This window comes from Kribbella polygonati (genome assembly GCF_050320105.1).
Lineage (GTDB): Bacteria > Actinomycetota > Actinomycetes > Propionibacteriales > Kribbellaceae > Kribbella.
On sequence record NZ_CP190129.1, the window covers coordinates 2,912,092 to 2,936,794 of the forward strand.

Annotated in this window: 16 protein-coding genes, 1 pseudogene and 1 riboswitch; of the genes and pseudogenes, 6 read left to right on the forward strand and 11 right to left on the reverse strand. The window is 70.0% G+C overall.

The features are described from left to right. Window positions 1–87 precede the first annotated feature (87 nt). From ACQHIV_RS13965 to ACQHIV_RS13975, 3 genes are all read left to right on the forward strand, one after another. Window positions 88–4,707, forward strand: coding sequence for an ATP-dependent helicase (locus ACQHIV_RS13965; RefSeq protein ID WP_427894366.1), 4,620 nt, complete (start codon window positions 88–90; stop codon window positions 4,705–4,707). A 4-nt stretch (window positions 4,708–4,711) separates the two neighbouring features. Then, window positions 4,712–5,497, forward strand: a complete 786-nt coding sequence (locus ACQHIV_RS13970) for an Fpg/Nei family DNA glycosylase (protein WP_427894368.1) — start codon at window positions 4,712–4,714, stop codon at window positions 5,495–5,497. Between the two features lie 106 nt (window positions 5,498–5,603). After that, window positions 5,604–6,065, forward strand: a complete 462-nt coding sequence (locus ACQHIV_RS13975; RefSeq protein ID WP_427894370.1) for a DUF4262 domain-containing protein — start codon at window positions 5,604–5,606, stop codon at window positions 6,063–6,065. Between the two features lie 8 nt (window positions 6,066–6,073). Here ACQHIV_RS13975 and ACQHIV_RS13980 read toward each other — a convergent pair whose 3' ends face one another. Beyond that, on the reverse strand, window positions 6,074–6,364 hold the full coding sequence (locus tag ACQHIV_RS13980) for a helix-turn-helix transcriptional regulator (RefSeq protein ID WP_325042108.1): 291 nt from the start codon (window positions 6,362–6,364) through the stop codon (window positions 6,074–6,076). Between the two features lie 163 nt (window positions 6,365–6,527). Next, complete coding sequence (locus ACQHIV_RS13985; protein ID WP_427894372.1) at window positions 6,528–7,022, reverse strand: CinA family protein; 495 nt, start codon at window positions 7,020–7,022, stop codon at window positions 6,528–6,530. Window positions 7,023–7,179: 157 nt separating this feature from the next. Here ACQHIV_RS13985 and ACQHIV_RS13990 point away from each other — a divergent pair, with 157 nt between their 5' ends. Beyond that, entirely contained in the window at window positions 7,180–8,274 is a 1,095-nt protein-coding gene (locus ACQHIV_RS13990; protein ID WP_427894374.1) for a DUF2332 domain-containing protein, read from the forward strand. A 482-nt stretch (window positions 8,275–8,756) separates the two neighbouring features. On the opposite strand, the gene pgsA is transcribed toward ACQHIV_RS13990, so the two are convergent. The 8 genes and pseudogenes from pgsA to ACQHIV_RS14030 form a co-directional block, all read right to left on the reverse strand. Continuing rightward, window positions 8,757–9,380 (reverse strand): CDP-diacylglycerol--glycerol-3-phosphate 3-phosphatidyltransferase, encoded by a 624-nt coding sequence (gene pgsA / locus ACQHIV_RS13995; RefSeq protein WP_427894376.1) that lies wholly within the window; start codon window positions 9,378–9,380, stop codon window positions 8,757–8,759. Further along, entirely contained in the window at window positions 9,377–11,230 is a 1,854-nt protein-coding gene (locus ACQHIV_RS14000) for a MiaB/RimO family radical SAM methylthiotransferase (protein WP_427894378.1), read from the reverse strand. The genes pgsA and ACQHIV_RS14000 overlap by 4 nt, the downstream gene beginning before the upstream one ends. 374 nt (window positions 11,231–11,604) lie before the next feature. Continuing rightward, complete coding sequence (locus tag ACQHIV_RS14005) at window positions 11,605–12,360, reverse strand: helix-turn-helix domain-containing protein (protein WP_427894380.1); 756 nt, start codon at window positions 12,358–12,360, stop codon at window positions 11,605–11,607. Between the two features lie 109 nt (window positions 12,361–12,469). Further along, entirely contained in the window at window positions 12,470–13,036 is a 567-nt protein-coding gene (locus ACQHIV_RS14010) for a hypothetical protein (RefSeq protein WP_427894381.1), read from the reverse strand. Window positions 13,037–13,040: 4 nt separating this feature from the next. Beyond that, window positions 13,041–15,461 carry a DNA translocase FtsK 4TM domain-containing protein gene (locus tag ACQHIV_RS14015; RefSeq protein ID WP_427896482.1) on the reverse strand — a complete coding sequence of 807 codons (2,421 nt, stop codon included), beginning with the start codon at window positions 15,459–15,461 and terminating at the stop codon, window positions 13,041–13,043. 271 nt (window positions 15,462–15,732) lie between these two features. After that, a pseudogene (locus ACQHIV_RS14020) lies at window positions 15,733–16,514 on the reverse strand (DUF4184 family protein). A gap of 9 nt (window positions 16,515–16,523) precedes the next feature. Then, a complete protein-coding gene (locus ACQHIV_RS14025; protein WP_427894383.1) occupies window positions 16,524–18,617 on the reverse strand; it encodes a DUF6351 family protein in 2,094 nt (697 codons plus the stop codon). 64 nt (window positions 18,618–18,681) lie between these two features. Continuing rightward, the gene (locus ACQHIV_RS14030) at window positions 18,682–19,197 is read right to left on the reverse strand and encodes a DinB family protein (protein WP_427894385.1); all 516 of its coding nucleotides are present in this window, start codon (window positions 19,195–19,197) and stop codon (window positions 18,682–18,684) included. Window positions 19,198–19,293: 96 nt separating this feature from the next. Next, a riboswitch (SAM riboswitch) is annotated at window positions 19,294–19,407 on the forward strand. 16 nt (window positions 19,408–19,423) lie between these two features. Here ACQHIV_RS14030 and ACQHIV_RS14035 point away from each other — a divergent pair. Continuing rightward, window positions 19,424–20,788 carry an aminotransferase class V-fold PLP-dependent enzyme gene (locus ACQHIV_RS14035; protein WP_427894387.1) on the forward strand — a complete coding sequence of 455 codons (1,365 nt, stop codon included), beginning with the start codon at window positions 19,424–19,426 and terminating at the stop codon, window positions 20,786–20,788. 10 nt (window positions 20,789–20,798) lie between these two features. Here the strand turns inward: ACQHIV_RS14035 and ACQHIV_RS14040 are convergent, their stop codons facing one another. Further along, entirely contained in the window at window positions 20,799–22,847 is a 2,049-nt protein-coding gene (locus ACQHIV_RS14040) for a prolyl oligopeptidase family serine peptidase (protein WP_427894389.1), read from the reverse strand. A gap of 37 nt (window positions 22,848–22,884) precedes the next feature. Between ACQHIV_RS14040 and ACQHIV_RS14045 the strand changes: the two genes are divergently transcribed. After that, a complete protein-coding gene (locus ACQHIV_RS14045; protein WP_427894391.1) occupies window positions 22,885–24,672 on the forward strand; it encodes a LuxR C-terminal-related transcriptional regulator in 1,788 nt (595 codons plus the stop codon). Window positions 24,673–24,703: the final 31 nt, after the last annotated feature.

The window sequence follows — 24,703 nt, forward strand, 5'->3', positions numbered from 1 at the left end:
CGCACCGGACGGGAAGCGGCTGCTCACGGTCGGCGACGGAGGCCCGATCGGGCCGGCGGGTGAAAACTGTCGGCGGCACCCGGCAAGATGGTCGGCGTGAAGAAGACCAGCGCGTTGAGCCGGTTCTCGCCCGCGACCCGGGCGTGGTTCGGCGACGTCTTCGAGGCTGCCACCCCGGCCCAGCTCGAGGCGTGGGATGCCATCACGGCGGGCCGGGACGCGCTGGTGGTCGCCCCGACCGGTTCGGGCAAGACGCTGGCTGCTTTTCTCTGGGCGCTGGACCGGCTGGCCACGACTCCGCCGCCGGACGACCCGAAGCTGCGCTGCCGGGTGCTGTACGTGTCGCCGCTGAAGGCCCTCGCCGTCGACGTGGAGCGTAACCTGCGCGCGCCGCTGATCGGCATCCGCGAGACCGCCCGCCGGCTGGGTGAGGCACCGCTCGAGGTCGAGGTCGCCGTGCGGTCCGGGGATACGCCCGCGGCCGAGCGGCGGCGGTTCGCGACGCGGCCTTCCGACGTACTGATCACCACACCTGAGTCCTTGTTCCTCCTGCTCACGTCGCAAGGGCGCGAATCGCTGCGCGGGGTCGAGACGGTCATCGTCGACGAGGTACACGCGGTCGCCGGGACGAAACGCGGCGCGCATCTGGCGCTGACGCTCGAACGCCTCGACGAGTTGCTGCCGAAGCCGGCGCAGCGGATCGGTCTGTCCGCGACGGTGCGTCCGGTCGAGGAGGTCGCGCGGTTCCTGGGCGGCGAGCGCGCGGTCACGGTGGTGCAGCCGAAGTTCACGAAACAGTGGGAGCTGAGCGTCGTCGTTCCGGTCGAGGACATGGCCGAGCTGGCGGCGACCGAGGTGGAGACGTCCGGTTCGGCGGCCGGGCCGCAGCAGCATGCCTCGATCTGGCCGCATGTGGAGGAGCAGGTCTTCGACCTGATCAGCCGGCACAGCTCGACGATCGTCTTCGCGAACTCGCGCCGTCTCGCCGAGCGGCTGACCGCCCGGCTGAACGAGATAGCTGCCGAGCGGGCCGAGCTGGAGTTGCAGGAGCTGGGTTCGCCGGCTCAGCTGATGGCGCAGTCCGGTGGATCGCTCGCGGCGCCGCCGTTGATCGCACGCGCGCACCACGGCTCGGTCAGCAAGGAACAACGGGCGCTGATCGAGGCGGACCTGAAGTCCGGTCGGCTGCCGTGCGTTGTCGCCACCAGCAGCCTCGAGCTCGGCATCGACATGGGCGCGGTGGATCTGGTGATCCAGGTCGAGGCGCCGCCCTCGGTGGCGAGCGGTCTGCAGCGTGTCGGCCGCGCCGGTCACCAGGTCGGTGCGGTGTCCCGGGGCGTGCTCTTCCCGAAGTTCCGGGGCGATCTGATCGACACCGCGGTCGTCGTCCAGCGGATGCGCGACGGGCTGATCGAGAGCCTGCACATCCCGGCCAACCCGCTCGACGTGCTCGCCCAGCAGATCGTGTCGATCGTGTCCCTCGACGCGGTCGACGTGGACGAACTGTTTGCCCTGGTACGTCGCTGTGCCCCGTTCGCGACGCTGCCGAGGTCGGCGTACGACGGGGTTCTCGACATGCTCTCCGGCCGCTATCCGTCGGACGAGTTCGCGGAACTGCGGCCGCGCATCGTGTTCGACCGGGTGAGCGGCGAGATCTCGGGCCGGCCGGGCGCCCAGCGGCTCGCGGTGACGAGTGGCGGGACGATTCCGGACCGCGGCCTGTTCGGAGTGTTCCTGGTCGGTGAGTCGACCAACCACCGGGTGGGCGAGCTCGACGAGGAGATGGTGTACGAGTCGCGGGTGGGCGACGTCTTCACGCTCGGTGCGTCGAGCTGGCGGATCGAGGACATCACCCACGACCGGGTGCTGGTCTCCCCCGCACCGGGCCAGCCCGGACGGCTGCCGTTCTGGAAGGGCGACGCGGTCGGGCGTCCGGCCGAGCTGGGTGCCGCGACCGGTGCGTTCGTCCGCAAGATGGCGTCACTGCCGAGCGGGAAGGCGGTCGAGCGAGCGCGTGCCGCGGGCCTCGACGACTACGCCGCCAACAACCTCGTCTCGTACCTGGCCGAGCAGCGCGACGCGACCGGCCGGGTGCCGGACGATGTGACGATCGTGGTGGAGCGATTCCGCGACGAGCTCGGCGACTGGCGGGTCTGCGTGCATTCGCCGTACGGCGGTCAGGTGCACGGCCCGTGGGCGCTGGCGATCGCGGCACGGCTGCGCGATCGATACGGGATGGACGCGCAGTCGGTGTCGGGTGACGACGGCATCGTGCTGCGGCTGCCGGAGACGGACGAGGCGCCGCCAGGTGCGGAGCTGGTGCTGTTCGATCCGGCGGACATCGAGGACCTGGTGACCACGGAGGTCGGCGGGTCGGCGTTGTTCGCGGCCCGATTCCGGGAGTGCGCGGCGCGGGCGTTGCTGTTGCCGCGGCGCAATCCGGGACGGCGGTCACCGTTGTGGCAGCAGCGGCAACGGGCCTCGCAATTGTTGAGTGTGGCGAGCAAGTTCGGGTCGTTCCCGATCGTGCTCGAGACGCTGCGTGAGGTCCTGCAGGACGTGTACGACCTGCCCGCGTTGAAGGACCTGCTGACCGGGATCAGCGAGCGGCGGATCTCGGTCGTCGAGGTCGAGACACCCGAAGCGTCACCGTTCGCGAAGTCCTTGCTGTTCGGGTATGTGGGGGCGTTCATGTACGAGGGCGACAGTCCGCTCGCCGAGAAGCGTGCGGCCGCGCTCGCGCTGGACCAGAGTCTGCTGGCCGAGCTGCTCGGGCGGACCGAGCTCCGCGAACTGCTCGATGCGGAAGTAGTACTGCGCACCGAGGCCGAGCTGCAACGGCTGGCCGAGGATCGCCGGGCGCGGGACGCCGAGGGGCTGTTCGACGTACTGCGGATCGTGGGGCCGCTGTCGTTGTCGGAGGCTTCCCAGCGTTGCGTCGACGGATCGGACACGGAGACCTGGTTGACGTCGCTCGCGGCGGCGCGGCGTGTCGTCCGGGTGCGGATCGCGGGCGAACATCGGTGGGCAGTCGTCGAGGATGTCGCACGGCTGCGTGATGCCCTCGGCGTACCTTTGCCGCCGGGGGTCGCGGAGGCGCATGCGGAGCCGGTCGCCGATCCGTTGGGCGATCTGGTGTCGCGGTATGCGCGGACCCACGGGCCGTTCCGGGCGATCGATCTCGCGACGCATCTCGGGATCGGCGTCGCGGTGGTCAGCGAGGCACTGCGTCGCCTGGGCGCGGCCGGGCGGGTCGTCGAGGGCGAGTTCCTGCCGGGCGGAATCGCGCTCGAATGGTGCGACAGCGAGGTCCTTCGGCTGCTCCGGCGGCGTTCGCTCGCCGCGCTGCGGAAGGAGGTCGAGCCGGTCGATCCGTCCGCGCTCGCCCGTTTCCTGCCCGCATGGCAGGGCGTCACGAGCAGTCGCGGACGCGGGTACGACGTACTTCTCGGCGCGGTCGAGCAGCTCGCCGGTTGCGCCGTACCGGCCTCGGCGCTGGAGTCGATCGTGCTGCCTTCGCGGGTGCCGGGGTATCAGCCGTCGATGCTGGACGAGCTCACCGCGACCGGCGAGGTGGTGTGGGCCGGCTCGGGTTCGCTGCCCGGTACGGACGGGTGGGTGTCGCTGCATCTGGCGGACAACTGCGATCTCACGCTGCCGGATCCGGATCCTGCGTTCGAGTTGGGCGACACACACCAGGCGGTGCTGGACGCGTTGTCAGGTGGTGGCGCGTTCTTCTTCCGGCAGTTGAGCGACGTGATCGGGTCAGGTTCCGGTGTGGTCGACGACGAGACGCTGGTCAGCGTGCTCTGGGATCTCGTCTGGGCCGGTCATCTCACGAACGACACCCTGACTCCGGTCCGCTCACTCGTCAGCGGCGGCCGCGGCAGTCATCGAGCCCGCCGTACGACGCCCCGCGCCCGTCCCGGTCGTCCGATGCGTCCCGGGCGGCCGTCGATGCCCGCGCGCGGCGGTCCGCCGACGGCGGGTGGTCGGTGGTCGTTGCTTCCGGCCCGTAGTTCGGACGCGACCCGGCGGGCGCATGCCGCGGCCGAGACGCTGCTCGACCGGTACGGCATCGTCACGCGCGGATCAGTCATCACCGAGCGGACTCCTGGCGGCTTCGCGGCGGTGTACAAGGTGCTGAGCGCGTTCGAGGAGTCCGGGCGTTGCCGACGCGGGTACTTCGTCGCGGGGCTGGGCGCGGCGCAATTCGCGCTGCCCGGCGCGGTCGATCGGCTGCGAGCGCTCGCCGAACTTCCTGCCGCAGCGCCCGAACGGACAGCCGGGCCGCCAGGTCCACGTGGAGGTCGAAGCCGCAAGGACGACGAGCCGACCGTGCGTGCTGTCGTGCTGGCCGCGTCCGATCCTGCGAACCCGTACGGCGCCGCGCTGCCGTGGCCCGAGCGGGAGAACGCGGGCGGGCACCGTCCAGGCCGGAAAGCCGGCGCACTGGTCGTGATGGTCGACGGCCAACTGATCGTGTACGTCGAACGTGGCGGGCGGACGGTGCTGAGTTTCACAGAGGACTCCGATCTGCTGCAGCCCGCGGTCGACGCGCTGGCGCTGTCGATCCGGGACGGTCAACTGGGCAAGCTGAGCGTAGAGACCGCCGACGGAGAGCAGGTTCGGCACACTGCGTTCGGGGACGCGCTGGCCAAGGCCGGCTTCCACGCGACCCCGCGGGGTCTGCGGCTCCGGGCGTGACGAGATGCCTGAAGGAGACACCGTCTGGCGGGCGTGCACACGGCTGAACCAGTCCCTCGCCGGGCTGGAGCTCGTGCGTACCGATTTCCGGGTGCCGTCGTTGGCGACCACCGATCTGAGCGGGCGAACCGTGCTGGAGGTCGTTGCGCGCGGCAAGCACATTCTGATGCGGCTGTCCGGTGGACTGACGCTGCACAGCCATTTCCGGATGGACGGGAGCTGGCACTTGTACCGCCCCGGCGAGCGCTGGCGCGGCGGGCCGACGCACGAGATCCGCGCCGTGCTCGAGACGTCGAACTGGACCGCGGTCGGCTACCGGCTGCCTGTGCTCGACCTCGTCGCCACAGACAACGAGGACAGTGTCGTCGGGCATCTCGGTCCCGATCTGCTCTCGCCCTCGTTCGACCGGGCAGCGGCGATCGCCAACGTCGAGTCCGACCCCGGGCGGACGATCAGCGAGGCGCTGCTCGACCAGCGCAACCTCGCCGGAATCGGCAACTTCTACCGGACCGAGGTCTGCTTCCTGCTCGGTCTGCACCCGTGGCGCCCGGTCGCGGACGTCGACGTACCGGCCGCGGTCGACCTCAGCCGGAAGTTGCTGAAGGCCAACGTGCGGAACGGCGTCCAGGTGAGCACCGGAGTGGACCGTCCCGGTCAACGCACCTGGGTGTTCGAGCGCGCCGGCAAAGCCTGCCGCCGATGCGGTGCGACGATTCGCACCGGCAACCTGGGCGAGCCGACGCGCGAACGCGTCACCTATTGGTGCCCGGCCTGCCAGCCTGAGAGCTGATCCGCCCTCCCGGCGAAACTGCCCTGTGGACAACTCCCCCGCAGCGGCAGAACGCAGATACCTTCTCTGACGCATCGAACAAATGTTCGATCGAGAGGAGATGGCGATGTGCAACAGATGTGGTGACCTGACCGACGAGAGCTACTCGCGGTGGATCGAGGAGAACATCCAGACCTACGGCTGGACGATGACGTACATCTCCGGCGACGGTGGCCGGAACCCTGGTTTCGGGTACACGGTGGGGCTCAGTCAGTACCGGCATCCGGAGATCATCGTCTTCGAGAGCGAGCCCTGCTACGCGTTCCTCAGCCTCAAGCCACTCGCCTGGGCGGTGCTGGAAGGTACTGAGTTCGACGAGGGTGACGACCTGACGGCGTTCTTTCCGCCACCACAGACCGCCCAGTTACTGCGGTTCCCCGACTCCGAGCTGCATCTGCGCCTGGCCAACAGCATGTATCGCCGGCCCGGGCAACCGCCGGTGCCTGCACTCCAACTCGTGTGGCCGAGCCGTGTCACGTTGAGCCAGCCCGTCGCCGACGGGCGGACCCCCGACCGAGGTGTCCGATGAGCCGCGGATCAGGCGGCCGAGGCCACGACCTCCGGCTCGATCGCCGGGTGCGCCAGCACCAGCGCCTCTTCGCGGGCCAGATCCTCGCTGACCTCGGCGAAGACCATCGACAATGGCACGTCCAGTGCCGTGCAGATCGCCGCCAGCAGCTCGCTGGAGGCCTCCTTCTGGCCGCGCTCGACCTCCGACAGGTAGCCGAGGCTCACGCGGGCGTCGGCGGATACCTCGCGCAGAGTGCGCCCCTGGCGCAGCCGCTTACGCCGCAGCACGTCGCCCAGCAGGCCACGAACCAGCACCATGAGGTTTCTCCCTTCCGCCTGTCCGGCCGCGTCTACTCGCACGGTAGCTCGGCCGTAGGAACCAACGGTACCTGTTGCTGGGTCACTACCCCTCGCAATGTCCACCTTCGGTGCGCCGTGCAAGTCTGCCTTACCTGTCACCATGCTGGTCCTAACACCCCGTTCAGTCGAGTTCTTCCGCCACAACCGCTGCTCCCAGTTCCAGGACGGCCTGGACGCTCCCCTGCCGGACAGCTGACCGGTCCCCGGACAGCTGCAGCTTCCGCACCTGCACGGAGCGCGGTCCGGCAGCCGCGACGTATACCGTCCCCGCCTCGATCCCCGCCTGTGGGTCCGGTCCGGCCACACCGGTCGTGGCGAGGCCGTAGTCCGCCTCCAGACGCTCCCGCACACCGCTGGCCAAGGCGGCGGCTGTATCAGGGTGGACCGGCCCCACAGCGGCCAGCAGTTCGTCCGGCACACCAGCAAGCTTGGCTTTGAGATCGGTCGCGTAAACCACCACACCACCGCGGTACACAGCCGACACCCCCGGCACATCCGTCAGAACCGCACCGACCATCCCACCGGTCAACGACTCAGCCGTGGCCAGCGTCACGCCCCGCTCGAGCAACAGCTCCACCAACCGGCCGACCGCCGTCCCGATCCCGTCCGCAGCCACTCGCCCACCTCCACGTCGCAACCTGTACCCGTACTCAACACCAGGAGCTGATCACCGTGCATCACCGACGTTCGGCCGGGTCGACGTGACTAGACTCGCTGAAATGCCAGGGTCGAGTGGTGGGAAGGCACGGGCTCGCGGGCGAACACTCGCCGACGTGTACAGGCGGTTCGGTAAGACCGAGGGTGAGAAGGGCTCGCCGCTGTACGGGCGGATCGCGATCGCGCTGAGCGAGTCCGACGAAGCCCTGCGGGTGATCGAGGCCGGTCCAGCACGCCGTCGCCACCCGACGCTGGTCCTCGCTGCCTTGCACGACCTCGCGCTCGCGGGGCAGTCTCCGGCGCTAGCCGCTGCGCTCGAGGCCTCGAGCGCTTCCAAGCTCGCCGCCCCTGTCGCTCCCCACCGCGGCGTGGCGGGCGGTGATGGTGCGAGATCGGTGGCGGAGGTGGCAGTCGAGGTGATGGCGGAGACGGGGGAACTCGTCTTGGAGAGGGTGGCGGGGCGGAAGGTTCGGGGAGACGAAGGCGGACGGCACGCGGTGCTGTATCCGGCGGTTGCGGAGGTTGCGCGGCGGGTTGGCACGGGCGCGGTCGGGCTGGTCGATGTCGGGCGGGCGGCCGGGCTCAACCTGGTGGTGGATCAGGTTGGGATCTCGTACGGCAACGGGCCGGTGTTGGGGGCTGCGGATTCTGCGGCGCAGGTCTCGGCTTCGGTGGTTGGGGACGGGCTGCTGCCGTCGGCGCCCGTGCCGGAGGTGGTGGCTCGGGTTGCGGTTGGCGATGAACTGGTGGACGTGACGAACGCGGACGAGGCGCGGTGGTTGCGGGCTTGTCTGCCACCGGACCAGGTGGAGCGGTCGGCGCGACTGCAGGCGGAGGTGGCGTTGGCGGCGGCGGATCCGCCGGAGATGGTGCGGGGTGCGGTGGTCGACGTGCTACCGGAGGCGATCGCGCGGGTGCCGGACGGCGTACTGCCGGTGGTGATGACGACGTGGGTGCTGTCGAGTTTGGGGCTTGAGGAGCGGTTGCGGTTCCTGCAGCGGCTCGACGAGGCGGCGACACGACGACCGGTGGCATGGGTGTCGGTGGAGGGGGTCGGGGTGGCACCCGGGGTTCCCACGTACGGCGATCGGAAGGCTTCGGGGCACAGCATTCTCGGGGTGAGCGTGTTCAAGCATTCGTCGCTGCACGCGACCGGGGTGGGTCGGTGCTGGCTGCGGGGCGAGATGCTCGCTTGGTTCGCGGACGCCTAGTCCCCACTCCCCCGCCGACCACCCGCTTGCCGAGCGGTGCGTCCGAGCGGAGTGGGAGTTCCCGCGGCCAGCGACCGGTGGGAGCGACGTACACCAGCAGGTCCTGCGCGGTCTGTGGCGGCGGATCGGGCTTAGGCAGCCCGGTGGCTAGACGGCCGGCGGGCGAGCTCGGGCGGTGCATCGATCAGCAGACCAGTTGGGTCGCCCAGGCGGTGGGCCGATCAGTGGGCCAGTTGAGTCGCTCGGGCGGTGCATCCGTGGACCAGTTGGGTCGCTCGCCCGGTCGGGCGAGCAGCGGGCCGGTTGAGTCGCCCAGGCGGTGGCCGATCACCGGGCCAAGTGGATCCCCCGGCCGGTGGGACGAGCAGCGGGCGAGTTGGGTGGCTCTGGGGCGGAAGATCTGCGGGGCGAGTGTGCGGCCGGAGCGGGTGATTTGCAAGGGCAGCGCGGTGCAGGAGGTGTTCGGTGTGCCGCTTGGTGGGTTATGGGAGGGGGCGTTTGGCGGCGGCGCGGAGGTGGAGGGCTCGGGAGAGGTAGTCGATGCCGGTGGCGACGGTTACGAGGACGGCGGCGGTCATGATGGCGACGGCCGGCCAGTGGATGATGGCGAGGTGTTGCCACGGGAGGAGGTACAGGCCCAGGGCGATTGCCTGGAGGACGGTTTTGAGTTTGCCGCCTCGGCTCGCGGGCATGACGCCGTGGCGGATGACCCAGAAGCGGAGGGCCGTGACACCCCATTCGCGGACCATGACGAGGATGGTCACCCACCACGGGAGTTCGCCCAGGTATGAGAGGCCTAGGAAGGCAGCTCCGGTGAGGGCCTTGTCGGCGATCGGGTCGGCGATCTTGCCGAAGTTGGTGACCAGGTTCCAGCGGCGCGCGATGTCACCGTCGAAGCGGTCGGTGACGATCGCGACCACGAACGCCGCTGTCGCGAGCAAGCGGTCGCTCGTCGCGTGGCCGCCGTCGCGGAGCAGGAGCCAGACGAAGAGCGGGACCAGGACCAGCCGCAGAACGGTGAGCGCGTTCGGCACGTTCCAGGCGCTGGGCGCGTGGAGTTGTCCGCCGGCTGCGCGCGGCGCCGAGTTCGGAGGCGGGTTGGTCACGCGGTCAGGTTAACTGCCGGGCGGGTGTCTGGGGTGCTCACGAGTGCCGCGAACTCGGCGATCAGGTCGACGCCGTCGCTCGCCACCACCTTCGCGGACACCAGATCGCCCACCCGGATCCCCTCCGGCAGCCCGGTCACCGTCGTCACGCCGTCCACCTCGGGCCCCTGGTGCGCGGCGCGCCCCTCGGCTGTCCCGGAGAAGGTCGCGCTCTCCGCTGGTACGTGCTCAGTGGGGGTGTCGGTGGGGTCCAGGGACTCGATGATTACTTCGAGGGACTCACCGATGCGGGATTCGGCGCGGGCTGAGGTGAGGTCTTCGGCGAGGCGGGTGACGCGGTCGAGACGAGCGGCGATGGTGTCCTCGTCGAGTTTGCCGTCGTACGTCTCGGCCTCGGTGCCGTCCTCGTCGGAGTAGCCGAAGACGCCGATCGCGTCCAGGCCGGCGCGGGAGAGGAAGTCGCAGAGGACGTCGACGTCCTCCTCGGTCTCGCCGGGGAAGCCGACGATGACGTTGCTGCGGATGCCCGCGGTCGGGGCGGCGGCGCGGACCTGGGCGATCAGTTCGAGGAAGCGTTCGGCGTCGCCGAAGCGGCGCATCCGGCGCAGGAGCGGGCCGGAGGCGTGCTGGAACGACAGGTCGAAGTACGGGACGACGCCGGGGGTGGCGGTCATCGCGCTGATCAGGGTGGGGCGCATCTCGGCGGGCTGGAGGTACGAGACGCGGACCCGGGTGATGCCGGGGACCTTGGCGATCTCGGCGACCAGGGTTTCGAGGAGGCGGAGGTCGCCGAGGTCCTTGCCGTAGGAGGTGGAATTCTCCGAGACCAGGAACAGTTCGCTGACGCCGTTGTCGGCCAGCCACTCGGCTTCGCGGAGTACTTCGGCGGGGCGGCGGGACATGAAGGCGCCGCGGAACATCGGGATCGCGCAGAACGCGCAGCGCCGGTCGCAGCCGGAGGCGAGCTTCAGCGGCGCCATCGGTCCGCCGTCGAGGCGGCGGCGCATGACGCGCGGACCGCTGGCGGGGGCGGTGGCGAGGTCCGGGGCGTCGATCCTCAACTCCTCGGGAGCACCGGTGACGAAACGGCCCTTCAACTCGGACGGAGCCGACGAGCCGGCTGGGCGCAGGGCGTCAGGGATGTGGTCCCCCACGCCGGCTGTGCCGGCCCTCGCGGCGGCGGAGCCGGTCGAGCCCGCGGCGGAGCCGGTCGAGCCCGCGGCGGAGCCGGTCGAGTGCTCGATGGCGCCGGTGGAGTCCACGGCGGAGCCGGTCGCGCCTGCGGCGGCGTCGGTTGTGGAGGTCGTGGTCGCGGAAGTCGCGGAGCCGGTCGCGGAAGGGGCGGAGCCGGTTGTGGGGGTGGTGGCTGGATCGCCGTGGCCGGGGAGGGCTATGGAGGGGGCCTGGTGGCGGTCGGCGGGGGCTAGGGGGAGGAGTTTGCGGCGGTCGTGGGGGACGTGGGGTTGGTGTTTGGTGCCGGCGAGGATGGAGCGGAGGCGGTCGGAGATGTCGGTGTAGTCGTCGAAGCTGAGGACGGCGTCGGTTTCGGGGAGGGCTTCGGCGAGTTGTTCGCCGTAGCGCTCGGCGAGGCAGCCGACGGCTACTACCGCCTGGGTGCGGCCGGAGTCCTTGTAGTCGGCGGCGGCCAGGAGGGTGTCGACCGAGTCCTTCTTCGCGGCCTCGACGAAGCCGCAGGTGTTCACCACCACCGTGTCCGCCTCGGCGGCGTCGTCGACGAGACGGAAACCGCCGGCTTCGAGGCGGCCGGCCAACTCCTCGGAGTCGACATCGTTGCGGGCACAGCCCAGCGTGACCAGGGCGACGGTGGTGGGTGGCGTAGTCATCCCCACGAGTATGACGCGCCGTGCACGTCCGCACCTAACTCAGCCAGCCACCTCACACCCGCGGGCGGCGGCGCGTCCGGTGGACTCGACCAGCACCCGCTCAACCGCGGGCAGGCAGCGCGTCGGGTGAACTCGACTGGCACCCGCTCAACCGTGGGCGGGCGGCCCGGCGGGTGAACTCGACTGGCACCCGCTCAACCGCGGGCGGGTGGCGTGTCGGGTGAACGCACCCGTGCGGCGAGGTGCCGTGCCGGGTGCCCCGCAGTAGGCGGGGAATCACCAGACACTCGACCGGCACCCGCTCAACCGTGGGCGGGCAGCGCGTTGGGTGAACTGGACCAGGAGCCGCTCAACCGTGGGCGGGTGGCCGCGCTCGGGGGTCAGTTGGTTTTGGTTAGGGTGCCGTTGGGGTGGGCGGTGAACTTGGTGAGGGTGGTGGGGACGCGTTTGCCGTTGAGGACGACGATGAGGTTGCTCGGGTTGCCGACCTGGACGCGGATGTCGCCGGCGCTGGTGACGGACTGGGCGATGCCGGGGGTGAGTTTGCCCTGGAAGATCTTGCGGTCGGTTCGGTCGCGGACCGTGAGGTAGGTGCCGTCGTTCTTGGCCGTCATGGTCAGCTCGGTCCTGAGGACCGGCGGCTTCGGGGTATGCGGCTTCTTCGTCGGCTGCACGGTCGGCTGGGGCGTCGGCTTCGGGGTGGGTGTGGTGACGGTCGCCGAGGTGGTCGCGGTCTTGGAGGCGTTCGCCTCGATGTCGCTGGGCAGCGTGAACAGGCGCACCATCCCCCAGCCCATCAGGATCACCAGGATCGCGCCGACCACCAGGGCCCAGCGCGGTCGCGCCGGGCGCAGGGTCGGGCTCTTCACCACGGCGCGTTCCTCGCGGCGCGACTTCTCGTCCTCGGCGCCGTGTTCGGCGTCGAAGGTGGCGAGCAGCGGAGCGGGGTCGGCCTTCACCACCCGGGCGATCGCCCGGATGTGCCCGCGGGCGTAGAAGTTGCCGCCGCACCGGGAGAAGTCGTCGGCCTCCATGGCGATCAGCAACCCGGTTCTGATCCGGGTCGCGGCGCTCAGCTGCTCGATCGTCATGTCGGCCCGTTCGCGGGCCGCCGTGAGCTCGCTGCCGATGCTCACGTCCCCACCGTCCTCTCGTACTCCGCGCTACAGGTCATCGGCAAACGGACCGTCGACATCCCACTGAACAACATGTCAACGGCCTTGGTACGACGGGGTCACGGACGAGTCAGAGTTGTTCCCTCACCGGACACCTGGCGTCGGCCAGCATGTGCAGCGCCTGCACCACTTCCCCGTTCGACGGACGAGCCGTCAACCCGAACGGTATCGCGAGTGACGACCCGGTCAGACGGCGGTTCGCATCGGTTGTCTTGCGGGTCGAACTCGGCAGTGCGCCGAGGACCGGCCCGGGATCCTGCAGATGTACGGCGATCCGCCCGTCGTCGAGCGGATGCCGGCGCTGCAGCACCGTCACCTCTTCGATGTCCTCCCACCGGGTACCCACCCACTCGTTCCCGATGCGCAGCCGGATGCCGACGTCGTCGGCGACCAGCATGTCCCCGACCGTGAGCGCGCGGGTGCAGACGACGGCGAGGACGGCGAACGCCGCCGCCACGATCCAGCGCAGGATGCCGGTCGCGCTGGTCGAGCCGGAGGCCGCGAAACCCAGCGCCACCAGTGCGGCGCCGGCGGCGAGCCCGCCGTGCACCTTCTGGGAGGCGCGTACGGTGAACGGCGTCGGCCCGGGGTCCCCGTCGAATCGTTCCTGCCTGGGCAGTGCGCTCGCGGCGGTCACGGTCTCACTCTCCTCGGAGGGTGCTGATGAAGTCCTCTAGATCGTCGGGTTTGACCAGCACGTCCCTGGCCTTCGAACCTTCGCTGGGACCGACGACGCCGCGGCTCTCCAGGATGTCCATCAGCCGGCCGGCCTTGGCGAAACCGACGCGGAGCTTACGCTGCAGCATCGACGTGGAGCCGAACTGGGTGGAAACGATCAGCTCCGCGGCCTGCACCACCAGGTCGAGATCGTCGCCGATCTCGTCGTCCAGGTCCTTGCTCGGGCCCGGCGCCGCGGTGACGTCCTCGCGGTACGTCGGCTGCAGCTGCTCCTTGCAGTGCTCGACGACGACGTGGATCTCGTTCTCGGTCACCCACGCGCCCTGGATACGCATCGGCTTGCTCGCGCCCATCGGCAGGAACAGCCCGTCGCCCTGACCGACCAGCTTCTCCGCACCGGGCTGGTCGAGGATGACCCGGCTGTCGGCGAGCGACGAGGTCGCGAACGCCAGCCGGGACGGCACGTTCGCCTTGATCAGGCCGGTGACGACGTCCACCGACGGCCGCTGGGTTGCCAGCACCAGGTGGATACCGGCGGCCCGGGCCAGCTGGGTGATCCGGACGATCGAGTCCTCGACGTCGCGCGGCGCCACCATCATCAGGTCGGCGAGCTCGTCGACGATCACCAGCAGGTACGGGTACGGCGTGAGCACCCGCTCGGACCCGGGCGGCGGCTTCACCTTGCCGGCCCGGACCGCCTTGTTGAAGTCGTCGACGTGCCGGAACCCGAACGCGGCGAGGTCGTCGTACCGCATGTCCATCTCGCGGACGACCCACTGCAGCGCCTCGGCGGCCTTCTTGGCGTTGGTGATGATCGGCGTGATCAGGTGCGGGATGCCCTCGTAGTTGTTCAGCTCGACCCGCTTCGGGTCGACCAGGATCATCCGTACCTCGTCGGGCGTGGCGCGCATCAGGATCGAGGTGATCAGCGAGTTGATGAACGACGACTTGCCGGAGCCGGTGGCGCCGGCGACCAGCAGGTGCGGCATCTTCGCCATGTTCGCGACCACGAAGCCGCCCTCGACGTCCTTGCCCAGGCCGGCCACCATCGGGTGGTGGTCGTTGCGGGCGGTCGCCGAGCGGATCACGTCGCCGAGGCTGACGGTCTCCTTGTCGGTGTTCGGGATCTCGATGCCGATCGCGGACTTGCCCGGGATCGGGGACAGGATCCGGACGTCGGCCGAGGCGACCGCGTAGGCGATGTTCTTCGACAGCGCGGTGACCTTCTCGACCTTGACCGCGGAGCCGAGCTCGACCTCGTACCGGGTGACCGTCGGGCCGCGGGTGTAGCCGGTGACCTGGGCGTCGATGCCGAACTGGTCGAACACCTCGGTCAGCCGGTCGACGACCTGGTCGGACGCCTTGGTGCGGGCCTTGTGCACCGAGCCGGGCTTCAGCATCTGCCCGTCGGGCAGCGTGTAGGTGATGTCGCCGGACAGGCTGAGCTGCTCGACGCGCTGCGGCAGCGGGGTGTGCGGCGGCGGCTCCGGCGGCGGCGCGGGCTGCTTGCTCACCGCGGCCGGCGCCTCGAAGGCAGGCTCGGACGACGCCTCGGCCGCCTCGTCGACGTCGTACGCGTCTTCCTCGTCCTCGACAGGCTTGGTCTTGGTCTTGCGGCCGCGCTTCGGCTCGTCCTTCAGCACCGGCGAGTCGTACGGCCTGACCGTCGGGTCGTTGTCGTCCTCGAGCTCGGCCTTCGCGCGGCGCTGCTTGCGGGTCAGCCGGACGGTGTCGTCGGTCGGGGCGCCCTGCACGGACGGCGCGTCCGCGGGCAGCTCGGTCCGGCCCATCAGTACGTCGAACGCCGCGCGGAACCGCAGCGGGATCGCGTACACCGGCGTACCGGTGACGACCAGCGCGCCGAAGATCGACAGCAGCACCAGCAGCGGCGCGGCGACGTACTGGGTGAGCAGGTCGGACAGGAACGACGAGATGAAGTACCCGATCGCGCCGCCGGCGTCGCGCAGCGGGCCGTCGGCGGGGTTGTTCGGCCGGGGCAGGCCGTTGGCGATGTGGATCAGGCCGAGGACGCCGAGGCAGATCGCGGTCCAGCCGATCACCTGGCGGCCGGCCGGGCCGTTGCGGTCCGGGTGCCGCAGGGTGCGGACCGCGATCACGACCAGCATCAGCGGCAGGGCCCAGCCGAGCATGCCGATGCTGCCGCCGACGACCGTCCGTACGCCGTTGCCGACCGAGCCGGGCAGGTCCCACCAGATCGCGGCGGCGACGACCATCGCGAGGCCGATCAGGAACAGGCCGGCGCCGTCGCGGCGGTGCTCCGGCTCGAGGTCGCGGGCGCTGTGGCCGATCCCCCGCACCATGCTGCCGAGCAGGTGCGCGATGCCGATCCAGACCTTGACCACTCCACGACCGAGAGCGAGCATGGCGGCCGCGAACGGTCCTGGTCCGCTGTTCTTGGGCGTGCTGGTCCGCGCGGCGGAGGTACCACCGCGTTTCGCGCTCTGCCCACGCTTCTGGGCGCCTGACGGACGGGAGCGTCCACCAGCGGCCGAACGGGCCGAACTCGGCCGCTTGGCTGCTGACTTCTGCGCCCGCGCCGGGGAAGACGTGCGGGTCGCCATATTGATCAGGCTACCCCGACTACCCCACGAGTCCCACGTGTCACACGCCGATCACGCGGTCCCATCCGTAGCATCACGACGCACGTGCTGTACGGCGCAGCCGACCGAGGTGCCACCCGACGACGTACGAGCCGAGCCCGGCCAGCCCGCCGGACACGAGCCCGGACAGCACGGTCCGTACGACGGTCTCCCCCGCCAGGTCGCCGTCCACCCGGTTGAGCTCCACGACCGCACCCACAGCCGCGAACAGCACCAGCGCACCCAGGACCGCGTACCTGATCCACGCCTGGAGCTTGTCACGCTGCGTTGCCAACGGAGGGGTACGGCGGTACCAGCGGTACAGCCAGATCGCAAGGATCAGGCAGCCGCCGATCGTGGAGACGTACTGGAGGGTGCGGTTGATGTCGTCGAAAACATCCGGAAACCGGCGGACGAAGTACCCGTCGCCATGCGTGAGGAGTCCCAGACCACGTGGGTCAGCGCGCCGACGACGGCGGAAACGGCCGTCCAGAGCAGAACCATCGGCGACCGCAGGTGAAGCGGGCGGACCACCGGCAACCGGGCTGCCAGGGCAGGTGGCGCGAGGGCGACGAGCGGACGCTTCAGGAGCAGGTTGAAGACCAGGACGAGCAGCAACGCCAGCAGTGGGTCGAGCCAGAACGCCGACATGAACTTGTGCGTCAGCGTCAGCGTGAAGTTCCCGTTGATGTACTGCGTGGCGATCCGGTAGACCGCTCCGACGTACAGGAGGTCAGGTGCCACCGCACCGGCCACCAATGCCGACGCCACGAAGGGTCGCCGGACCAGCGGGAGGACAGCTGCGGGGTGGGCCAGAGTGAAGGGCACACCCCGCACCCTATTGGTTCAGAACGTCGGCCAACTGCCTGCCAGCGGCTGCTGCCCGACACCCGGCGCCGACCAGTTGCAGACACCGTTAGGGAACGTCTGCCGCAGCGCCTTCCACTGCACGGACGTCAGCTTGACCTTGTAGTCGGACTTGTTGAGCGGCTGCAGGCGGCACTTGATGATGTCGTTGGCAACGGATGCACCGGCCACCTGCCGCGGCGCCGGCCAGGCCGGGTAGAACGTGTTGCACCGCGTCGTGCCGATGCCGTCCACCTGTGTCTCGACGATCTTCTGGTTGGTGGGACTCCAGCATGCGTCGGTGAGCGCGCCGGGCTTGTTGCGCATCAGTTTCGCGTGCGGCGAGCCCGGGCCGTGGTCCGCGTCCACCGCGTCCATCCACTGATCGAGCGAGGCGAGCGCGTCGGTCAGCACCGGGTTCTTCGTACTGAACCCGCCCGGCGCGTCGCCCGCCTGGACGAGCATGACCTGGTTGCCGGCGTCACCGTTGGCCTTGCGCAACCGCTCCCGGAGCGAGAACGAGTGGAAGATCAGGTGGATGTCGCCGTTCGGCTGCTCGTCCCAGTACTGCCGGTAGTCGATGATCGGCGTACTGGCCAGTCCCCCGCCGCCGCTGATCAGCTGCCCGGTCCGGTACGCCGTATCGATCGCCTGCGGGTCCGCGACGGTCCTCGCCGGTACGAAGTTCGCGTCGGTGTCGAAGCCGCCGACCGTCTTGTTCAGGTCGAGGAACTGCGCGACCGAGATCTTGCCCGCGTTCAAGGCGTCCAGGCCGTACTGGATCCCGACGTTGTCCAGCGGCCTCCTGGCAGCGCCCGTGCGCGGATCCTTGCCCCAGATGTTGACCTGGTGGTCGTACACGTCGCAACGCGCGCCCCGGGGGTTCGTCACCGGGTCGTAGCGGTCCTCGACCGGTAGTTGCGCAGGGCAATAGACCCGCGGGTCGATCCGGCGGCCGGCGCCGGCCAGGTTGGCGATCGTGCCGACCTTGCCGAAGCCCGCGGCGGCCCGCTTCTGCTCGTCGGTCCAGCCGGTCGCGGACCGGAAGTAGTGATCGAGCAGCAACGCGTCGGTGATCGTGTGCAGGGTCGCGAACCCGACCTCCGGGAACACGCAGGACGCGACGATCCCGTCCAGCAGCCCCGGGTAGTCGTCGGCGATCTGGAACACCTGGTACGAGCCGCCGGAGCAGCCCCAGCCGATCGTCTGGCGGGGTACGCCGATCGTCTCCAGGATGTGTTCCCGCGTCATCGCCATGGTCTCGGCGGCGAGCACGCCGTTGCAGTTGATGCCGAAGACGTTCAGGCTCGACGACGCCACGGCGTACCCCTGCCCGAGCAGTACGTCGTCGTTGATGCCGCCGGTCCCGCTCCCCTGCTGGTACCACCCGCCGGGGCAGCCGCCGCCGAACGTGTAGACCAGCCGGCCGTTCCAGCCGCTCGGCGGCTTCACGACGCTCGGCTCACCGCCCGCGGGGTCGTTGAGTACGGCGTACTCGTAGATCGACCGGTTGATGACGCCGGTCTCGACCCGGACGATGTACGGCACCGTGCGGCCGTCCGAGGTGGTCGTGGTCGCGAGGTCGGCCGGCTTCGTCGACGGCAGCACCTTGAGCGAGCGGTCGGCCGTGGAGCGGTACAGGTAGTCGACGCGGGTCGGCACCGTGCAGTTCGCGTCGGACGGCGGGCCGAGCTTGACCTTCGCGAGCGTGACGAAGTCCGCCGTTCCGCAGACGTACGGCGTCTCGTGCGGACCGGCGAGGAGTGGTCCGCTGCGTGGATGGTTGGTGATCACGAGCCGCGACGAGGCGGCCGTGATCGTGTTGGATCCGTCGGTGAGGCCTTGGACGACGCCGATGAGGCGGTCCTGCTGGCGGGTGAACGCGCTACTGACGTCCTTCCCGTTCAGCCGGATCTCGAGGTCGTCCAGGTGCCGCCCGGTGATCCCGAGCAGCACGTTCCCGTCGCTCACCAGGTCGGCGCGCGGGGTGGACAGGACCTCGATCCGTACGTCGGCGGCCGCGCTGGCGGGGGTCACCAGGACGGCCGCGAACATCGCGGTCAGAAGGGCAACGAGGGCGGTCGGTCGCTTCATGTGATGAGTCGATCACAGCAGGTCCCGGGCCGGAAGAGCTCGTGGCAATCGGTTTCCAGCCACTTCAGGCCCCGGTCGTACCGTCCAGCTGCTCGCGGACCAGGTCGGCGTGCCCGCAGTGCCGCGCGTACTCCCCGATCAGGTGGATGTAGATCATCCGCAACGACGACTCGGTCCCGCCGAACGTGAACCGGTCGTCGAGCGAGCGCCCGGCAGCCGCCTCGTCCGACAGCTTCCACTCGGCGATCAGCCCGTCGTACGCCGCCTCCGCGTCAGCCGGGTCGATGCGCTCGAAGTCCGCGTCCTTGCCCAGCTCGGGCGCGAACAGCGGCTCGGCCGGCTCGTCGGCGAGGTGGATCCGGAACCAGATCCGCTCGACCTTGGTGAGGTGCCGGATCAGGCCGAGCAGCGAGAGGTTCGACGGCGGCGACGGCCGTTCGGCCAGCTGCTCCGCGGTCAGACCGGCGCATTTCATCAGCAGCGTGGAGCGGTAGAAGTCCAGATATCCTTGCAGCAGTTCGCGTTCCGGTGCCGTCAGCGAGCCGTCCGGCCGCTCGACCGCGGGGGCAGTCCAGGTCATCGCCATCCTCACGTCGTCCCACGATGTGTTCAGCCATCTCATCACATGAGATTCGCACTGGCGGAGTCCGTGTCCCGTTCGTTACCGTTCTCGGCAGGTCATGAGTGTCAGCGACAAGCCCCGGCTCGCTGGCCGGCAACCCTCCTCCGCGGTGGGGTGCCCCGGGTGAAGACCAGGCCGTGCGGATACCCCGTTCGGCAAGCGCGGACTTCCTGGGAGCAGATCCATGTCGATCCTGTCCATTCTCGAGCCGGCGAGCACCACCACCCCGCGGCCGGCCGGCAAGCGGCAGCTCACCGGCAACATCCCCGCGACCGTCGGCTCGGACCTGCTGGTCCCGCTGGCCGACGGCCGGGTCACCGACTACGCGAACTTCGACCACGGCGCGAGCGCCCCGTGTCTGGAGTCCGTGCGGGCCAGTGTCGAGGCGGCGCTGCCGTCGTACGCCTCGGTGCACCGCGGCAACGGGTACGCCTCCCGGATCACGACCCAGTGGTACGAGCGGGCCCGCGCCGAGGTGCACGCGTTCGTCGGCGCGCGCTCCACGGACCAGGTGATCTTCACCCGCCAGACCACCGACGCGCTGAACCTGCTCGCGAACGCCGTACCGCAGGACGCGACCGTGATCGTGTTCGAGTCCGAGCACCACGCCGCGCTGCTGCCCTGGCCCGCCGAGCGGACCGTCCGGCTCAAGGCCCCGGCCAGCCAGACCGAGGCCGTCGCGAACGTCGCCGACGCGCTCCGCGAGGCCCCCGAGGGACCGCGGCTGGTCGTCGTCACCGGCGCGTCGAACGTGACCGGCGAGATTTTCCCGATCGCCGAGATCGCCAAGGTGGCCAAGGCGCACGGAGCGCGGGTCTGCCTGGACGCGGCGCAGCTCGCCCCGCACCGCCCGGTCGACATCGCCGGCCTGGACGTCGACTGGGTCGCGCTGTCCGGCCACAAGCTCTACGCCCCGTACGGCGCCGGCGCGCTGATCGGCCGCTCCGACTGGCTCGACGCGGCCGACCCGTACCTGTACGGCGGCGGCGCGACCCACGCCGTCACCAGCGACACCGTTGTCTGGTCGACCGGCCCGGCACGGCACGAGGGCGGCTCCCCGAACGTCATCGGCGCCATCGCGCTGGCCAGCGCCTGCGCCGCGATCACCAAGCACCGCGACGCGATCGAGCAGCACGAGCGCAGCCTGCTGGCCCGGCTGCGCACCGGACTCGCCCAGCTCGACGGCGTCACGACGTACTCGATCTTCGGCGAGGACGCGGACCGGGTCGGCACCGTGTGCTTCACGGTCGAGGGTCTGACCTCGACGCTCGTGTCCGCGGCGTTGAGCGCCGAGTACGGCATCGGTGTCCGGGACGGGAAGTTCTGCGCGCACCCGCTCGTCGGTCACCTGCTCGCGAACAGCCCCGAGCACGGTACGGCGGTCCGCGCCAGCCTCGGCCTCGGGACGACCCGGGAGCACGTGGACCGGCTCGTCAACGCCGTACGGACACTGGTTACGACCGGCCCGCGCACGGAGTACACGGAGAGCGCCCACGGCTGTCAGCCCGCCGACGATCCCCGCGACCTCCACGCACCGCGGATCTGGTGACGCGGTCCTCCTACTGCTCAGGAGGTACGAGACCTACATGGTGAGCAGCGAACGCCAGTAGGTCCGCCCACTCCGACGCGACCATCGCGGCAGGTTTGCCGAAGCCATGGCCGGTGTTGACCTCCACCCGCGTCAAGACCGGCTGCGGACCAGCCTGCGCATGCTGCAGCGCGGCGATGAACTTGTGGCTGTGCAGCGGTACGACGCGGTCGTCGTGATCGCCCGTGACCACAAGCGTCGCCGGGTACGCCGTACCGTCGCTGACGCGATGCAACGGCGAGTAGGCCAGCAGGTCCTCGAACTGCTCCGGGTCACTGGGCAGCCCGTAGTCGGACGCCCAGGCCGCTCCCACTGTGAACAGGTGGAACCGCAGCATGTCCAGCACGCCCACGCCGGGCAGGGCGACCGCGAACAGGTCCGGCCGCTGCGTCATGACCGCGCCGACGAGCAGGCCGCCGTTGCTGCGGCCGTGGATCGCCAACTGGGACGGCGTGGTCACACCGGTGTCTCTTAGGTCCTCGGCGACCGCGATGAAGTCGTCGAACACGTTCTGCTTGTTCTTGAGCCGCCCTGCGTCGTGCCACTCGCTCCCGTACTCACCACCGCCACGCAGGTTCGCGATCACCAGCACACCCCCGGCCGCGAGCCATGCGGGCCAGCCCGGTCGGTAGTCGGCCTGGATCGGGATGCGGAACCCGCCGTACCCCCACATGAGGGTCGGCCGCGGCTCGTCGAAGCCCAGGTCGGAACGGCTGATCAAGAAGTACGGCACAGGCCCGTTGCGGCGGGTCACGGTGACCTCAGGCGGCGTGAAGCCGTCAGTACCGCGGACCAGCTCCGGGAGCGCGCGTACGTCGCCTGAACCGGTGGAAACGACGTACGACAGCGTGGGGTCGGTCGTTGTGGACAGACCGATGAACAGCTCGTCGTACTTCGGTCCCGCGTTGAAGCCGACCACTCCCCCACCAGGTACGTCGACAACGCGCGCGGCCGAACCGTCCAGCGCGTAGAGCGTCAGCACCGACTGGGCGTCGACCAAGGCCAGCGTGGCGAGCCCGTCCGCGGTAGGACGCACTGCCTGCAGGGTGGAGTCGCTCTCCGGGATGAGGTCCGTGAACGCGCCGGTCAGGTCCGACAGCACCACGCGGCCGCGGGGCGCGTCACGGTCGGTGCGCAGTACCAAGTGGTCGCCGGACATCCGGACGAACGCGATCTCGTCGGCGAACTCGTCCACGACCTTCACCGGCTCGCCCAGTCCGTCGCCGGTGATCGGGTACACCCACAGCCGGGTGCTGGGGTCCGTGCCCTCGGTGATGTGGACGACGAGGTACCTGTCGTCGTCGGACACCTCGGGCATCAGGAAGTACTGGTCGTGGCCCGGGAAGCTCAGCACCAGCTCGTCGTCCGACTGCGCCGTACCGACGCGGTGCAGCATCAGCCGCCCGCCGGCCAGCGAGGTGGTCTCCGTGCCCTCGCTCCGCCCGCTGGTCGGGTAGTGCAGATACAGGTACGCCGAGCTGTCCGGCAGCCAGGTCGCCTCGCTGAACTTGGCCTCCGACACCAGGTCGTCCACCGGCGCACCGGTGGCGATGTCGAGCAGCCGGAACGTCGTCCAGTCGCTGCCGCTCTCGTTGATGCCGTACGCGAAGTACTTGCCGTCCGGGCTGACCGTGAACGTCCCCAGCGAGTCGGTGCCGTCGGCGGACAGCGTGTTCGGGTCGATCAGCACCCGGCCGCCGGCCAGCAACTCGTCGAGCGACTCGGCCACGTAGATCACGTCCTGCGCCTGCGTGCCGTCGTTACGGCCGACGAAGTACCAGCCGGCCTTCTTCGCCGGTACGCCGGCCCGCGGGCGCGCAAGGATCGCGGCCATCGTGCGTTGGAACCACGGGCGCTCCGGGTAGCCCGACAGCTCGGCTTCGGTGTAGGTGTTCTGCCGAGTGACCCAGTCCTGGGTCTCAGGCGCGTCAGGGTCTTCCAGCCAGCGGTACGGGTCGGCAATCTGATGCCCGTGCAACGTCTCGACCACGTCGTCGCGGCGGCTCTCCGGGTAGCTCATGCTGACAACCTATGCAATCGCCGCTCACACTGCGAGTGTGATCAACGACCTGCTGGGAGCCGCCGCGGTGGTCGGCGAGCGGGTGCGTCTGGACGTACTCCGGCAGCTCGTCGACCTGCCTGCGGACGACTTCCTCGCCGCGGTCGACGCAGAGGTCCGGTCCGGCGCCTTGGTCCTCGCGCCGGAGTCCGGCGAGGCCTGGTTCCCCACCGAGGCAGTACGTCGTGAAGCCGAGGCCGGACTGCCCCTGGCAACCCGCGCGGACCTGTGCTGCCGGGCAGCACATGCCCTGGACGACGTACAGCACTGGTCGACAGCCGTTGGTGTCACGGCGGACCCAGCCAAACGCGCATGGCTCCAGCTGCGCTTGGCCAAAGCAGCCGTGCGGTCGGGTGACCTCAAGACAGCACACGAGGCCACCACAGCCGCTGTAGTGCGGGCCCGCGCGTCAGAGGATCTCGAACTGCTGGCCGAAGCAGCAGTGACGTTGGAGCCGATCGGACAGTCCACGTGGGACGGTGACATCCACCAGTGGTGCACCGAGGCGCTGGCCGGAGGCAGGACTGTCCGGCTACTGGCCAGGCAGAGCCAGGCCGCGACGTACCTGGGCCACTCGGCAGAGGCACTCGCAACCAGTCAAGAAGCCCTCCGAGCAGACCCCACCGACATCGAAGCCCTCACAGCACGCCAGCTCGCCACCAGCGGCCCAGACGACGTGCACGAACTCACGGACGCCGCAGACCGCATGATCTTCCTCGGTACGTCGACCGGCCGCGCCGAGGTCGAGCTCCGTGGCCGGCTCTGGCGGATCGACGCGCTCTGGTACTCCGGTGACCTGTCGGCGATCGCTGCCGAGACAGCCCGGCTCGACAGCTGCGCCGCCCGCCTCGACGAAGCCCATGGTCGCTGGCACGTGCTGATGACCCGTACGTCGCTCGCCCTGGCGCGGGCGGACTTCGACGATGCGGAGGCACTGCTCGACGAGGCGCTGCACGGCTTCCGGCAGATCGGCCACCCGGCCGCCCACGGTGCGGAGATCGCGACCAAGATGCTGCTCGGTCACCACCGTGGTCACACCGCCGAGCTGATCGCCCCGGACGCCTGGCGGTTCGGGACGGACGTGCGTTGGGACCTGGGCGCTCGGCTGCTCCGTGCGTTCGTGCTCGCCGACGCGGGACGGCTCGACGAGGCCGCCGCTGCGTACCGGCGGTGTGGCGGCCCAGATTCCTGGGCCCGGATGCGCGCGGCGGAACTGTTGCTGGAGGCAATCGCCGCGCGGGTCGCCGCCGCGGTCGGGGCGAGCGACGACGTACGCCGGCTGCGTTCCGCGCTGGAGCGCCGTCGTGGCCGGTACGTCGTCGGCGGCGCCGGCGGGACGAACTTCCTCGGCCCGGTCGAGCTGTCGCTCGGGATCTGCGCGGCCGCCCTGCAGGACTGGGACGCCGCCGTCGCGGACCTGGCCGAAGCCCGCCGGAGGTGCCGCGCGATCGGAGCGCCCGGGTTCGCGGTCGAGGCCGCCTGCCTGCTCGCCGAGGCGTACGAACAAGCCGGCGATCCGACACGGGCCCGAGCGCTGACCGCCGAGACGTTGCCGTTGGCAAGAGCTCTCGGTATGACGCCTTGGGTCGAGCGACTGAAACCCTCGAAGCTGAGCCGCCGCGAGGACGAGGTCGCGGGACTGGTCGCCGACGGGCTGAGCAACCGGGAGATCGCGACAGCGCTCGTCATCTCCGAGCGGACCGCGCAGAACCACGTCCAGCACATCCTCACCAAGCTCGGATTCGTCAACCGGGCCCAGATCGCCGCCTGGGTGAGCAGACAATGAGCAATTCGCACGATGCGCCGCACCGCCCGGC